This is a genomic window from Pseudaquabacterium pictum, assembly GCF_005403045.1.
GTDB classification, from domain to species: Bacteria; Pseudomonadota; Gammaproteobacteria; order Burkholderiales; family Burkholderiaceae_C; genus Pseudaquabacterium; species Pseudaquabacterium pictum.
In genome coordinates this window covers 62,036-76,519 of record NZ_BJCL01000014.1, presented here as the reverse complement: position 1 = coordinate 76,519, position 14,484 = coordinate 62,036, and the positions used below count along the sequence as shown (strand labels likewise).

Genomic DNA, 14,484 nt, shown 5'->3' with positions numbered 1-14,484 from the left:
CGCCGATGGTCAAAGCAATTGACCCAAAGGGCGCGATAGCCAGAGCGGCTATCGCCACCATAGCCCCGCTCGGCCGCCGGCCTCATGACAGGCGGGTGACGCCCTCCAGCGCGCAGGCATAGACGGCGTTGCGCAGCGCGGCGATGGCCTCGTAGCGGGTGAAGCTGCGGCGCCAGGCCAGCACCACCCGGCGGGTGGGCGCCGGCGCCTCGAACGGCAGGTAGACCACCTGCTGGTTGGGGCCCTCGCTGCGGTCCCAGGTGCGCACGCTGAGCTGCGGCACCACGGTGATGCCCATGCCCGCGGCCACCATGTAGCGGATGGTCTCCAGCGAGCTGCCCTCGAAGCTCTTGCGGATGCCCTCGGCATTGCTGGAGAAGCGGGCGAACTCGGGGCAGACCTCGAGCACCTGGTCGCGGAAGCAGTGGCCGGTTCCCAGCAGCAGCATGGTCTCCTGCTTCAGCGCCTCGCTGCTGATGCTGCGCTGCTGCGCCAGCGGGTGGCTGGCCGGCGCGGCCACCAGGAAGGGCTCGTCGTACAGCGGCGCGGTGGCCAGGCCGGTGTCGGGGAAGGGCTCGGCCATGATGGCGCAGTCCAGCTCACCGGTGCGCAGCATGTCGAGCAGCTTGACGGTGAAGTTCTCCTGCAGCATCAGCGGCATCTGCGGCGTCATGTCGATGGCATGGCGCACCAGTTCGGGCAGCAGGTAGGGGCCGATGGTGTAGATGATGCCCAGGCGCAGCGGGCCGGACAGCGGGTCCTTGCCGCGCTTGGCGATCTCCTTGATCGCCGCAGCCTGCTCCAGCACCGACTGCGCCTGCCGCACGATGGCCTCGCCCAGCGGGGTGACGCTGACCTCGCTGGCGCCACGTTCGAAGAGCTTCAGGTCGAGTTCCTCCTCCAGCTTCTTGATGGCCACGCTGAGCGTGGGCTGGGAGACGAAGCAGGCCTCGGCGGCGCGGCCGAAGTGGCGCTCACGGGCGACGGCGACGATGTAGCGCAACTCGGTCAGGGTCATGCAGGCGGATTATGGCCAGCGCCCACGCCGGCGCTGTTGGCCGTGGCCCACCAAGCAACAGGGCCGCATGCGCGGCCCTGGACTGTGGCGTGGTGGCGGTTGGGCGGCAAGCCCAACCGCCAGCGCAGCATCACGGGATCACGAAGGCCTGGCTTTCGGCACCCACGTTGCGGCGGTACATGAACAACAGGCCCGACTCGCTGCTCTGGGCGGCAGTGACCGCTGCGTTCTTGGTGAACGGCACGTTCAGCAGCGGGCCCTTGGCCACGCCCCCGAACGGCACGCCGCTGGTGACGCGGTACTTCGGCGCCGCCGGCGTGAACTTCATGCCTGCGACAGCGTCGGTGTAGGTCCCGGTGAAGTAGTTGTCGTAGGCGTACAGCGAGATGCCAAGCGTGGCGCTGGTGGCAGCACCCAGGCTGGGGAGGCCCGGCAGACCCTCGTTGTTGAGCAGCACCGTGAAGATCAGGTTGCCCGAGTTCAGGTCGGCATCCGTGAAGAAGACCGACGACCCGGCGCCGCCAGCCAGCGACGCGACATAGACCCGGTTCTGGCCCGACGACCCGAACGTGCCCGACTCCTGGTTGTAGACCACGTAGTCATCGGTGCCATCGTTGTTGGTGTCGATGTAGATCTCGAAGCCCGCCGGGTAGTTGGGGTGGGACTGGCGGGCGTAGTTGCTGATGGCGAACTCGAGGCAATGGGCACCACACAGGGCCGGCGGCAGGTAACGCACGCCGACCGAGCGCACGTCGATGGTGGCGAAGCCATCACCAGGGCGCGGGAACTCGGTGGCCGGCAGTGCGGCACTGCTGCCGATCAACGAGAAGACATCGTAGTCATAGCCACCAAACTCGGCGCCCACGTTCTTCAGCGTGATCACGTTGGCCGCACGCGAGCCCGTCGGGCGGATGCCGGTGACTGCGGCCGCCTTGCGCGGCAGCACATGCCAGGGCAGCGACAGCTTCTCGCTGCCAGCCGTCAAGGTCAGGTAGCCGTCGAACTCGGGGCCGTTCAGCAGGGCACCATTGCCACCCTGGCTGCCGCCGTTGAGGTTCCATGCCGGCAGCGTGGCAGGGTTGATCACCATGCGCACCGGCACCGTCGCCCTGCCGCCAGCCGGCACCGTGACCGAGCCTTGCACCTGCAGCTGCACGGCCCCGGTGGCCGCATCGTCGGCGTAGCGGAAGCTGGGCGTGATGGTGAAGGTGCGCGGGCCGCTGCCGAAGTTCTGCACGGTGACCGTCTTGTTCAGCACCACCTGCTTGTCGACGTCGACAGCGCCGAACGACAGCGCCGCCGACAGCGATTGCTGGTCGAAGGCAGCAGCGGTCAGCGCGATCGCGCGGTTGACGCGCAGTTCGCCTGCGCCCACGCGGGTGATGGGTGCCAGGCCGCCCGGCAAGGTGGCCGGGTTGGTGTAGACCGTGGTCTCGGCGCTGTTCATCAGCATGGCCTTGATCTGCAGCGGCGTGCGGCCCGGGTGGGCCTGCAGCAACAGTGCTGCCGCGCCGGCCACCATGGGTGCGGCGCCCGAGGTGCCACCGAACGGCACCGAACCGGTGCCCGAACCCGCATCCGCCGACACCGACGCGCCAGGCGCACCGATCTCGGGCTTGATCAGGTGGGTGCCGATGGACGGGCCGCGCGACGACGTGCCCGCCATGCCGCCGACCAGGGCGATCGCCGCCGACGGGCTGAGCGAGACGTTGACCGTCTGACCAGCCGACAGCCGGCCCTTGATGCTGGTGCTCAGCGATTGCTGGATCACCATCGACGGGGGGAAGTTGCTGCCGCTGCCCAGCGAGAACGAGACGGCATCACCCGCAGCGATCAGGCCGATCAGCGTGCCCACCGCACCGGCGTTGGCCGCCTTGTCGACCTTCTCGCTGATGTTGCAGGTGCCACGGTCGATCAGTGCGATCTTGCCGGCCGGGTTGGCCAGCAGGGTGTCACCAGCACAACCCCTGCCGACGTAGACCACATCGCCGGTGACGCCCGCGCCGATGGGTGCCCAGTCGAGCAGTGCGGTGTTGCCGTAGACACCGGCGATGGCGGCCGGCGCGTTGACCAGCAGCGGCACGGCAGTGGCGCTGGGCACCTGGGTCTGCGCCACGCTGATGGCGCCGGGTGAGATGGATGGCGAGCCGACGATGTAGGGCCGGTCGGCCGAGTTGCCGGCCGAGATGACCACCACCACCCCGGCGGAGACCGCATTGGAGACGGCCAGCGTGAGGTCGTCCTCGATCTGGCCGTAGCTGCTGCCCAGGGACAGGTTGATCACGTCCACCGCGTCATCGGTGGCCGGATTGCCGTCCGGGTCGAGCGCGTAGTCCATGCCCTTGAGCAGGGCGATGCCGTTGCAGTTGGTGCTGACGCTGGAGCACACCTTCACCGCATACAGCTGCACGCCAGGCGCCATGCCCTTGTGGGCGCCGTCCAGGCTGCGGCCGCCGATGATGTCGGCCACGTTGGTGCCGTGGCCGCGCGCCGGGCCGTCGTCGATGGGGTTCGGGTCTTCGGTGCGGGTCCCGGCGGTGCTCGACCAGGTCGAGCCGGTGAAGTCGAAGCCGCCCACCACCTTGGCCGTCGGGAACAGGCCCACCGGCACCACCGTGGGGTCGGCGGTGGCTGCGGCCCAATCGGCGGCCGAGCCCGAACCGCCCAGGTTCCGGTGGGTGTAGTCGATGCCGGAATCCAGCACGGCCACGCGCACACCGGTGCCGTCGGTGCCAGTGGCCTGCACGGCGGCGGCACCCACGTAGGGCACGGTCTCCGCCAGGTGCTTCTCGTAATGCATCACCGGCCGCACCCGCACCACGCCGGGCAGCTTGGCCAGTTCGGGCAGGCGGGCGGCATCGATGGTGATGGCGATGGCGTTGTGGGCCACCTGCACCCGCGCCAGCTCCTTGGCGCCCAGGGCCTGCAGCCGCTGTGCAGTGGCGGTCTGCTGAGCCTGCACGGTGGCGCGCTGCGCCACCATGGCCGCCGCGACCGCACTGCCTTCGCCCGTGGCCGATGCCTGCGTGCGCTTCGTGCCTGCCTCGGTGTTGGCCATCAGCGCCCGGGCGCGGGCCAGCGAGTTGGCGTCGAGCTGCACCCACACATCGACCGGGCCCTTGGCGCGGGCCAGGCGTGCGTCCACGGCGAGCGCCGCCTGGTTGCGCAGCGCGCCTTGGGCTGTGGCCGAGCCAATGCTGGCCTGGGCCGGCGTGGACGTGCCGCTGTCAGTGCCGCCGCCGCAGGCTGCGAGGGCAGCTGCGACCACGGCGGACAGGACGCCTGAACGAAATCGGATCATGGTGCACTTCCTGGGATCAGAGTGGGTGCGTGGGTGCGCCCGGCCAGGTTGCTGGACGGACGCGGCACGGAAGGGTCGGTCGGGGACCGGCGGTCAGCCGGCGCGCCGGCGCCGCGTGGTGATGGCGGCCGCGGTCAGCGCCAGGGCGAGCAGGGCCAATGCGCCGGGCTCGGGCACTTCGACGATGCGCAGGCCGTTGATCGTGGTGGTGGCGGCGCCGAAGGTGTTGTCCGACTGCGCTTCAAACCCGAAATACTGGCCGGCGGCCACCACGACCGAGTAGCTGCCAGACTGTGCTTGGGCACCCAGGTTATCGGTCAGCAGACCGAACCCGGTTGCCAAGCCGGCAAGGTCGTTGGACAACAGGAAGCCAAACGGGTCGTAGATTGGCGCGTCGTCCGCGGTGGCATAGGCCCAGCTGAAATTCACCGTGGCGCTCTTGGTGAACTGGATGTAGAAGCTGGTGTATGCCGGATTGCCCGAGCCGTCGTCACCGCTGGTGAGGACCAGCGCAGCGGGCGTCGCGGCAATGGTGCCGGTGCCAGCGCTGCTGGTCCAGTTGCCGACCGCATAGCTGCCGGTGAAGCCGGAGATCGCACCGGCCTGGGCCAGGCCCGCACCGCACAGCGCGGCGGCAAAGAGAACACGTTTCATGGAGACCCCTCAATCATCAAAGCCGGCGCTCAACGGTGGCGCCGATCCAACAGCCATGCAACTCTTGCGCCACATCGCGCAACATGGCGTCAATCCTCGGGAAACGTGAATCGTTAACGGTTTCCCTGTCTGGAGTATCGATCGAAGTGCCAAGGGAACCGACACCGGGTTTACGCGCGGGCATGTCCGCTGGCAGGCGCCTGTCGCTGGGCGGCCTGGGCCTCTGTGTGGGTCTGTGCTGCGCCGGGCTGCCCTGCCGCGCCGGCCCTGTGGCAGCAGGCACTGCGGCGGCCACCGGTGCACCACAGGCCTCCGACCGGGTGGCCGTGTGGGTGGACCTGTCGCTGCCGGTGCCGCGCGCTGCGGCATCGTCCGATGTGCTGGCCATGCGGCAGGCTGTCGAGGCACAGCAGCACGCGGTGGCGGCCCAGCTGGGAGCCCTGGGCGCGACGGAGCTGGCGCGCGTGTTGCTGGTGCGCAACGCCATCGCGGTCGAGCTGCCGCGGCATGCCTTGCCCCTGGTGCGGCAGTTGCCGGGCGTGCTGCGGGTCCGGCCGGTGACCCACCGGCACCAGGTCGACGTGCCGGCGGCCGACCCGCTCAGGCCTTGAGGTAGTCGGCCCGGCTGTCCAGCCAGCGCGCCACCTGCGCCCGGGCGGCGGCCGGATGCTGCTGCAGCAGCCGGGGTGCCAGGTCACGCGCCTGCTGCAGCAGCGGCGCGTCCTCGGCCAGATCGGCAAAGCGCAGCAGCGCATCGCCGCTCTGGCGCGCCCCCATGAACTCGCCCGGACCGCGGATCTCCAGGTCGCGGCGGGCGATCTCGAAGCCGTCGTTGGTGTCGGCCATGGCGCGCAGCCGGTCCTTGCCGGTGGGCGACAACGGCCCCTGGTACAGCAGCACGCAGACGCTGGCCACCGCGCCGCGGCCCACCCGGCCGCGCAGCTGGTGCAGCTGGCTCAGCCCGAAGCGCTCGGCATGCTCGATCACCATGAGGCTGGCATTGGGCACGTCCACGCCCACCTCGATCACCGTGGTGGCCACCAGCACCGCCATCTGGCCACCGGCGAACAGCGACATCACCGCGCTCTTCTCGGCCGCCGGCATGCGGCCGTGCAGCAGGCCCACCATCTGCCCCGGCAGCGCGGCGCTGAGCTGGGCATGCGTCTCGGTGGCGTTCTGCAGGTCGATGTGCTCGCTCTCGGCGATCAGCGGGCAGACCCAGTAGACCTGGCGGCCGCGCGCCACCTCATCGGCGATGGTGGCGATGACCTGGGGCCGGCGCTCGTCGGCGAACACCTTGGTCAGCACCGGCGTGCGGCCGGGCGGCAGCTCGTCGATGGTGCTCACATCCAGGTCGGCGTAGTAGCTCATGGCCAGGGTGCGCGGGATCGGCGTGGCCGTCATCATCAGCAGGTGCGGCTCCATCGGCACCGGGCTGTCCTGGCCCGCCAGCTTGTTGCGCAGCGCCAGCCGCTGGGCCACGCCGAAGCGGTGCTGCTCGTCGATCACCGCCAGGCCCAGGCGCGCGAAGTGCACATCGTCCTGGATCACCGCATGGGTGCCCACCACCAGCGCCGCCTCGCCGCTGGCCACCTTGGCCACCATGGCTGCGCGGCCCTTGCCCTTGCGGCTGCCGGTGAGCCAGGCGATGGACTGCCCACGCGCGGCCAGCAGCGGCTCCAGCCACTGCACCAGCTTGCGGAAGTGCTGCTCGGCCAGCAGCTCGGTGGGCGCCATCAGTGCGCACTGCCAGCCGCTGTCGATGGCCACGGCGGCGGCCAGCGCGGCCACCACCGTCTTGCCCGAGCCCACATCGCCCTGCAGCAGGCGGTGCATCGGGGTGGCGCCGTCGGCGGCGCCGGTCTCGGCGGCGCGGCCCAGGTCGGCCGCGATCTCGTCGCCGACCCGCTGCTGCGCCGCGGTCAGCCGGAAAGGCAGTGCCGCCAGCAGCTGGTCGCGCAGGCCGCCGGGCACGGCCTGCAGCCGCGGCGCGCGCAGGCGCTGGCGTTCGCGCTGGGCCGTCAGCTGGGACAGCTGCTGGGCCAGCAGCTCCTCGAACTTCAGCCGCTGCCAGGCCGGGTGGCTGCGGTCCTCCAGGGTGGCCAGCGGCACGGCCGGGCCGGGCTGGTGCAGGTGGCGCAGGGCTTCGCGCAGCGTGGGCAGGCCCGCGGGCACGGTGCCGGGCGGCAGCAGTTCGTCCAGCGGCGCGCGGGCCAGCGCAGCGGTCACCGCCTTGCGCAAGTAGGCCTGCGGCAGCTGGGCACTGGTGGGGTAGACGGGCGTCAGCGCGGTGGCCAGCGGCGTGCCGGCATCCACCGCCTTGAAGTGGGGATGCACCATCTCGCGGCCGAAGAAGCCGCTGCGGGCCTCGCCACGCACCCGCACCCGCTGGCCCACCGCCAGCGTCTTCTGGTGGCCGGGGTAGAAGTTCAGGAAGCGCAGCAGCAGGCTGTCGCTGTCGTCGGCCAGGCGCACCAGCAGCTGGCGGCGGCCGCGCTGCTCGATGCGGCATTCGCTGACCACGCCCTCCACCTGCACCGCCTCGCCGTCGGGGCTGTCGGCGATGGGCGTGATGCGGGTCTCGTCCTCGTAGCGGATCGGCAGGTGCAGCGCCAGGTCGATGTCGCGCCGCAGGCCGAGCTTCTCCATCGCCCGCTGCGGGGCGGACCTGGCGGGCTTGTCGGCCTGCAGGGGCGGCTTGGCCGGTGCACCGGAATGCTGCATGGGGCCATTCTCGGGCCCGGCGCTGCGGTCTGCCGGCGGCGCAGGCCGCCGGCCACAGACAAGAAATCCCCACAACCTGCATCCCGGGATCTCAACTTTGGCGCCACAGCGCCGACATCGCTGTTGGAAGTGCAGGTGCGTGGTGTGCCCGCCCCCTCACCGCCCACCCCGTCACCCGGAGGATCCCGATGGCATGGACTGACTTCTTCCGATCACGTGCGCGCCGCACCCTTGCAGCACTGCTGGAGGCCCAGGCGACGGTTGAATTCGACCCCGCCGGGCGTGTGCTGAGCGCCAATGCCGCGTTCCTGGCCACCATGGGCTACACCCTGGCCGAGATCCGGGGCCGGCACCACAGTGTGTTCGTCGACCCGGCCGACGCCGCCAGTCCTGCCTACCGGCAGTTCTGGCAGCAACTGGCGCAGGGCCAGCCGCAGACGGCCGAGTTCTTGCGCATGACCAAGCATGGCCGACCTGTCTGGCTGCAGGCCAGCTATTGCCCGGTGCGTGACCGCTTCGGCCGTGTCAGCCGGGTCGTCAAGACCGCCCAGGACTGCACCGAACGGCGGCTGCGCGACGCGGGGTTCGCTTCGCAAGTCAAGGCGATCGAGGTCTCGCAGGCGGTGATCCGCTTCGATCTGGACGGCACCATCACCAGCGCCAACGACAACTTCCTGCGTGCCCTGGGCTACCGGCTGGACGAGGTGCTGGGCCGCCACCACAGCATGTTCGTCGACCGCCAGGAAGCCACGAGCGCTGACTACCGCAGCTTCTGGGAGGCGCTGCGCGCAGGCCAGTTCAAGGTGGCCGAGTTCCGGCGCATCCACAAGTCAGGCGCCGAGGTCTGGATCCAGGCCAGCTACAACCCGACCTTCGACATCGCGGGCCGGCCCAATGGCGTGGTGAAGTTCGCCACCGACATCACTGCGGTCGTGCAGCAGCGCAAGGCCAACGCCTTGCTGTCGCTGGTGGCCGACGGCACCGACAACTCGGTGGTCATCTGCAGCCCGCAGGGCCACATCGAGTACGTGAACCCGGGGTTCACCAAGCTCACCGGCTTCACCGCGGCTGAAGCCATGGGCAAGAAGCCGGGCGCGCTGCTGCAAGGGCCCCACACCGACCCTGCCTGCGTTGACCGCATCCGTGCCAAGCTGGCGGCGCAGGCGCCGTTCTACGAGCAGATCCTCAACTACACCAAGGCGGGTGAACCGTACTGGATCTCCTTGTCGATCAACCCGATCTTCGGGCCGGACGGCCGGCTGGTGCGGATCATCTCGGTGCAGGCGAATGTCACCGAAACCAAGATGCGTGCCGTCGAGGACGCCACCCGGCTCGCCGCCATCCGTGCGTCCACGGTCACCGCCGACTGGTCGGCCCGGGGCCAGTTGCTGGATGCCAGCCCGACACTGCTGCACATCCTGGGCTGCGACACCTTGGCGCAGGCCGGCAAGCCGCTGGAGGCGGCCCACGCCGAGGCCACGCAGGGTGTCCATGGCGCCCGGCTGGGGCAAGGTGGCAGCGTGTCGGCCGAGGTGAAGCTGGCGGCCGCCGGCGGTGGCGTGGTGTGGCTGCATTGCACCTTCAACGCCGTGTTTGCGGTCGATGGCAGCCTCTCGAAACTGACGATGTACGCCACCGACACCACGCGCCAGCGCGAGACCATCGACCGCATCCGTGCCGTGGTCAGCACCATCAACGGCCTGGCCATGCAGACCAATCTGCTGTCGTTGAATGCCGCCATCGAGGCGGCGCGGGCCGGTGACAGCGGGCGTGGCTTCGCCGTGGTGGCCGCCGAAGTGCGCAATCTGGCGCGCCGCTCGGCGGATTCAGCCAGCGAGATCGCGTCGATGCTGCAGGATTGAGCGCGTGCGGGAGCACGCAGCCCTGCGGCTCAGTACCCGCGTACCCGGTCCACCACGTTGGGCAGCGGGCCGCCTTGACGAAACGCCTGCAGCCCCGCGATGAACTGCGCCGCCACCGTGTCCGGCGATGACTGCCCGGCGACGTGCGGCGTGATGGTGATGCCGGGCACGTCCCACAGCGGGTCGCCGGCGGGCAAGGGCTCGTTGGCCTGCACGTCCAGCGTGGCACCGGCCAGCTGGCCCGACTGCACCGCGGCGATCAGGTCGGGCTCGACCACATGCTGGCCGCGGGCGATGTTGACCAGGTAGCTGCCGCGCGGCATCGCGGCAAAGGCTGCGGCATCGAGCAGGCCCTCGGTGGCCGGTGTCAGCGGCAGGGCGTTGACCACGATGTCGGCATCGGCCAGCGCGGCATGCAGCGGGCCGCTGCTGCGCTGCCAGGGCTGCACCCGGCAGCCCACGGCCTGCAGCACGCGGCCGATCTCCTGGCCGATGGCGCCCCAGCCCAGCACCCGCACCCGCGGGTGCACCGCGCCCATCGGGTGGCGGGTCCAGTCGTGCACGCGCTGCTGGGCGTCGTAGCGCGGCTGGCCGCGCACATGGCGCAGCACCATCGCCGCCACGTACTGGGCGATGCCCAGCGCCTGGCCGGGGTCGACCATGCGCGAGACCACCACCCCCGGCGCCAGATCGGGCACCAGCAGCTTGTCCACCCCGGCAGCCATGGCGAAGACCCAGCGCAGCCGGGCCAGCTTGCCGGCCACGCCGGGCGGAAAGCGCCAGCCGATCACCACCTCCACGGCAGCCAGCGTGGCGTCGTCGAGCGCCCGGCTGTAGGGCAGCAGCGGCAGGTCGGGCGATTGCCGGCGCAGCGCGTCGATCAGCGGCGCGGCGATGACCGGATCGGCGGCGAACAGGATGGGCGTGGTGGTGTCCATGGCGACGCAGTGTGGCCGTGGCGCACGGCCGGGCCTGTCATCCGCGTGACCCGCGCGACCCGCGCGAGAATGTCCGCACCACGTGCCGCCCGGCACGCCCAACCCAGGAGCACGCCATGGCCAACAAGGGTCAGCAGAAGACGAAGGAAACCAAGAAGCCGAAGAAGGACGCCACCGCGGCCAAGCCCTTGTCCGCCGGTGCGGTCTCGGCGCCGATCACCACGCAGATCATCAAGCGCGGGAAAGAAGCGAAGCTGAAGTAGCCCGCTCAGCCGGCCGGCTTGCGCGCCGGGTCGATGTCGACCATGTGCCACCAGCGGTTGCCGAACAGCGCCCGCCGGTAGCCCACCAGCCACGGGTGGGCCATGTCGTTGTACATGCGGTGCACATGCTGCTTGTACGGCGCATACACCGCCGAGATGCGCTTGGCCTCGCGGAACAGCGCGTCGCGCTCGGGTCCGTTGGGCAGGGCCGACATGCGGGTGTAGACGGCGTCGTAGGCCGGCAGCTTGAAGCGCGACAGGTTGGCCGCGCCGGATGACGGGCCGTACAGCCGCTCGAACGCGCCCTGGCCGTCCAGCCGGCTGGCCGACGAGCCGACCCGCCAGACCTGGAACTTGCCGGCCTGCGCGGCCTTCAGGTTCTCGGGCCACTTGGCGAACTTGAATTCGACGCGGATGCCGATAGCCGTCATGTTCTTCTGCCACAGCTCGTCGAGCTGGCGCTCGAAGCTGGACGGGAAGGTGCGGCGCACCAGGGTCAGCGGCTGGCCGTCGGGCTGCTCGCGCCAGCCATCGCCGTCGCGGTCGATGTAGCCGTGCATGTCCAGCAGGGCGCGGGCCTTGGCCGGGCTGTACTCGCCCATCTCGCTGCGGTAGACCGGGTCGTAGCCGGTGGTGTGCGGCACCGACGGGCTCTGCGCCGGGATGGCCTGGCCGCGGCGTGCCAGGGTGATCTCGCGCGGGATGTCGACCGCCAGGTTCAGCGCCCGACGCAGCGCGATGCGCGCCGGGGTGTAACCGCCCACCACCGGGTCTTCCATGTTGTAGATGGTGAGCACGCCTTCCGGGCCCACGGTGCGGTAGGCGGTGATGCCCTGCCGGGCCAGGTTGGGCGCCACCTGGCCGCCCGGCAGGGCGACGTTGCTGAACTCCTCGGGCACGCGCTCGATGAAGTCCTGCTGCGCATTCAGGAAGCTCAGCCAGCGTGGCTGCTGCTCCTCGATGATGCTGACCACCACCCGATCGACCAGCGGCAGCCGCCGGCCCTTGAAGCGCGCCAGCAGGGCCTGGCCCTCGGCATCGCCCGGCGCGGGGGTGGCGTCGTCCTCGTACACCCGCTGGCGGTAGCTGGGGCTGCGGTCGAACACCATCTCCGAGCTGCGGCGCCAGCGCGCCAGGCGGAACGGGCCGGTGCCCACCGGGTGCTCGGCGATCTTGTCGCCATAGAACTGCACCACCTCCCGCGCCACGGCGCCGTACAGGCCGTTGTCGGCCAGGTACTCCACCAGGCGCGGGCGCGGCTCGTCCACCGTCAGCTGCAGGGTGTGGCGGTCCAGCGCCTGCAGGCCGGGGACCTCGGCGTCGTAGTCGAACGGCGTGCGGGTGTCGATGGCGCGCTGGCGCAGGGCGGCCAGCCCGCTGTAGCCCACCTCGGCCACCTCGCCCCAGGCGGGGCTCTTGTTGGCGGGGTCGGCAAAGCGCTTGAGGCTGTAGACGTAGTCGGCCGCCACCAGCTCACGCTGCTTGCCCTGGAAGGCCGGATCGTCGGCAAAGAAGATGCCCGGCCGGATGCGGATGGTGAAGCGGCGGAAGTCGGCCGAGATCTCCGGCAGCGCCGCCGCGGTGAGCGGCTTCACCCGCGACGGACGGGCCAGGTGGTCGTAGCAGAACAGCGCCTCGAACATGTGCGCGGTGCAAATGCGCGAGTACAGGTCGCTGACCTTGGACGGGTCGAACCCGGTCTCGGCCACCGGAAAGGCGTAGCGCAGCGTCTTGGGCGGGTTGTCGTCGGCCGCGGTCGCAGGCACGGCCCAGCCGGCCAGGCCGGCGGCGCCGGTGGTGGCCAGCCACTGCCGGCGGCCGGGGGACGCGGGCGAAAGCGGGTGCTGCTCAGCCATGGGCTGCCCGCAGCGCGGGGTCGACGTCGACCATGTGCCACCAGTCGTTCCAGAACGGCGCGCGGCGGTAGCCGCCCACCCAGGGGTGCAGCAGTTCATTGGCGATGCGGTGCACCAGCACCTTGTAGGGCATGTAGGCCGCCGCCAGCTTCTTGCATTCGAGGAACAGTGCATCGCGCTCGGGGCCGTCGGGCAGGGTCTGCATGCGGTCCATGATGGCATCGAAGGCCGGAAGCCTGAAGCGTGCCAGGTTGCCCTGCCCGGATTCGGGCCCGTACCAGCGGCGCAGCGCGTCCTGGCCGTCGGGCTCGGCGGCCGAATCACCCAGCATCCACATCTGCAGCGTGCCGCCCTGGGCCGACTTCAGGTTGGTGGGCCACTGCGCGATCCTGAACTCGCAGCGCACGCCGATGGCCAGCAGGCAGCGCCGCCAGACATCGTTGAACAGTCGGTAGATCTGCTCGGGCTCGGTGGACATCTGCAGCACCAGCGGGCGACCATCGGGCAGCTCGCGGAAGCCGTCGCCGTCGCGGTCGACATAGCCGTAGAGGTCGAGCAGCGCGCGGGCGCGCGCCGGGTCGTAGGCCGACATCGCGCTGCGGAAGGCCGGGTCGTAGCCCCGGGTGCCGGGCATCACCGGGCTCTGCGCCGGCACCGCCTGGCCGCGGCGCACCAGGCGGATCTCGCGGTCGGCGTCGTAGGCCAGGCTCAGCGCCCGGCGCAGCGCCACCTTCTCGGGCGCCAGGCCGCCCACCACCGGGTCGTCCATGTTGAAGAACAGCAGCGCGCTGTCGGCGCGCAGGTTGCGGTGCAGCTGCACGCCGCGCCTGGCCAGGTTGGGCGCCAGCCTGCCGTTGGGCACGGCCAACGGCGCAAACTCCAGCGGCACCGAGCCGACATTGGCCACCAGCGCATCGATCTCGCCGTTCAGGAAGCTCAGCCACTGGGGCTGGTTCTCCTCGATGATGGCCACCTCCACCTGGTCGACCATCGGCAGCCGCCGGCCCTTGAAGCGCGCCAGCAACGCATGGCCGTCGGCGTCGTCGGCGGCGGGCTGGGCGTCGTAGCGCAGCTCGCGGAACTGCGGGTTGCGCTCCAGCACGATCTTGCTGCCACGCACCCACTGCTTCAGCTTGAACGGGCCGGTGCCCACCGGATGCTCGCCGATGGTCTCGCCGTAATGCTCGACCACCTCGCGCGCCTGGGCGGGCAGGATGCTGTTGAAAGTGAGCTTGGTGAGGAAGCGCGGCCGCGGTTTGTCCAGCACGAAGCGCAGCGTGTGGGCATCGAGCAGCTGGATGCCCTCGAGCGGGGTGTCGTAGTCGAAGCGCGTGCCGGGCGCCATCGCGGCCTTGCGGCGGGCGTTCAGGCCGCGCAGGCCCCAGCTTTCCACCTCGCTGGCGAAGCTGCTCTTGTTGGCCGGGTCGGCCGCCCGCAGAAAGCCGTAGGCCACGTCAGCGGCCACCAGCGGACGCGGCTTGCCGCCGAACACCGGATCGTCGGCGAAGACGATGCCGGTCTTCAGCTTCACCGTCCAGACGGTGAAGTCGGCGTTGTGCTCGGGCATCCCATCGGCCAGCCGCGGCACCACCCTGGCCGGGCGCGCGAGGTGGTCGTAGCCGTAGAGCGACTCGAAGATGTGGGCGGTGACGGTGCGCGAGTACAGGTCGCTGATGCGCGCGGGGTCGAAGCTGGTCTCGGCCGAGTTGAACATCACCCGCAGCACCTTGGCCGGCGCCTGCGGCGCGACCTGGGCCGTACCGGGCGTGGCCAGCGGCGCCGCCAGACCGCCCAGCAGCAGGGCGCGGCGCTGGCGGCTGCGCGGCGGGGCGGGCTGGGTGGTGCGGGGCATGGCGGCGGAGTGTAGG

10 protein-coding genes are annotated in these 14,484 nt (G+C 70.7%); 3 read left to right on the top strand and 7 right to left on the bottom strand.

The features are described from left to right. Positions 1-82: 82 nt before the first annotated feature. The 3 genes from FFT10_RS21380 to FFT10_RS21370 all read right to left on the bottom strand — a co-directional run bounded on the left by FFT10_RS21380 (position 83) and on the right by FFT10_RS21370 (position 4,973). Positions 83-1,018, bottom strand: coding sequence for a LysR substrate-binding domain-containing protein (locus FFT10_RS21380; RefSeq protein ID WP_137734906.1), 936 nt, complete (start codon positions 1,016-1,018; stop codon positions 83-85). A 130-nt stretch (positions 1,019-1,148) separates the two neighbouring features. After that, entirely contained in the window at positions 1,149-4,319 is a 3,171-nt protein-coding gene (locus FFT10_RS28640; RefSeq protein ID WP_137734905.1) for a DUF8811 domain-containing protein, read from the bottom strand. Between the two features lie 93 nt (positions 4,320-4,412). Next, positions 4,413-4,973, bottom strand: a complete 561-nt coding sequence (locus tag FFT10_RS21370; protein ID WP_137734904.1) for a PEP-CTERM sorting domain-containing protein — start codon at positions 4,971-4,973, stop codon at positions 4,413-4,415. Between the two features lie 332 nt (positions 4,974-5,305). Between FFT10_RS21370 and FFT10_RS21365 the strand changes: the two genes are divergently transcribed. Then, positions 5,306-5,584 (top strand): hypothetical protein, encoded by a 279-nt coding sequence (locus FFT10_RS21365; RefSeq protein WP_137734903.1) that lies wholly within the window; start codon positions 5,306-5,308, stop codon positions 5,582-5,584. Here FFT10_RS21365 and recG read toward each other — a convergent pair. Further along, a complete protein-coding gene (gene recG, locus FFT10_RS21360; RefSeq protein ID WP_137734902.1) occupies positions 5,574-7,697 on the bottom strand; it encodes an ATP-dependent DNA helicase RecG in 2,124 nt (707 codons plus the stop codon). The two genes, FFT10_RS21365 and recG, sit on opposite strands and share 11 nt — an antisense overlap. Positions 7,698-7,885: 188 nt before the next feature. Between recG and FFT10_RS21355 the strand changes: the two genes are divergently transcribed. Beyond that, the gene (locus tag FFT10_RS21355) at positions 7,886-9,559 is read left to right on the top strand and encodes a methyl-accepting chemotaxis protein (protein WP_137734901.1); all 1,674 of its coding nucleotides are present in this window, start codon (positions 7,886-7,888) and stop codon (positions 9,557-9,559) included. A gap of 29 nt (positions 9,560-9,588) precedes the next feature. On the opposite strand, the gene FFT10_RS21350 is transcribed toward FFT10_RS21355, so the two are convergent. Continuing rightward, a complete protein-coding gene (locus FFT10_RS21350) occupies positions 9,589-10,497 on the bottom strand; it encodes an NAD(P)-dependent oxidoreductase (protein ID WP_137734900.1) in 909 nt (302 codons plus the stop codon). Between the two features lie 116 nt (positions 10,498-10,613). Between FFT10_RS21350 and FFT10_RS27700 the strand changes: the two genes are divergently transcribed. Next, positions 10,614-10,760, top strand: coding sequence for a hypothetical protein (locus FFT10_RS27700; protein ID WP_154694097.1), 147 nt, complete (start codon positions 10,614-10,616; stop codon positions 10,758-10,760). Between the two features lie 5 nt (positions 10,761-10,765). On the opposite strand, the gene FFT10_RS21345 is transcribed toward FFT10_RS27700, so the two are convergent. Together FFT10_RS21345 and FFT10_RS21340 are read right to left on the bottom strand one after the other, a co-directional pair. Further along, the gene (locus FFT10_RS21345) at positions 10,766-12,616 is read right to left on the bottom strand and encodes an ABC transporter substrate-binding protein (RefSeq protein WP_137734899.1); all 1,851 of its coding nucleotides are present in this window, start codon (positions 12,614-12,616) and stop codon (positions 10,766-10,768) included. Continuing rightward, on the bottom strand, positions 12,609-14,468 hold the full coding sequence (locus tag FFT10_RS21340) for an ABC transporter substrate-binding protein (protein WP_137734898.1): 1,860 nt from the start codon (positions 14,466-14,468) through the stop codon (positions 12,609-12,611). The genes FFT10_RS21345 and FFT10_RS21340 overlap by 8 nt, the downstream gene beginning before the upstream one ends. Between the last annotated feature and the right edge of the window lie 16 nt (positions 14,469-14,484).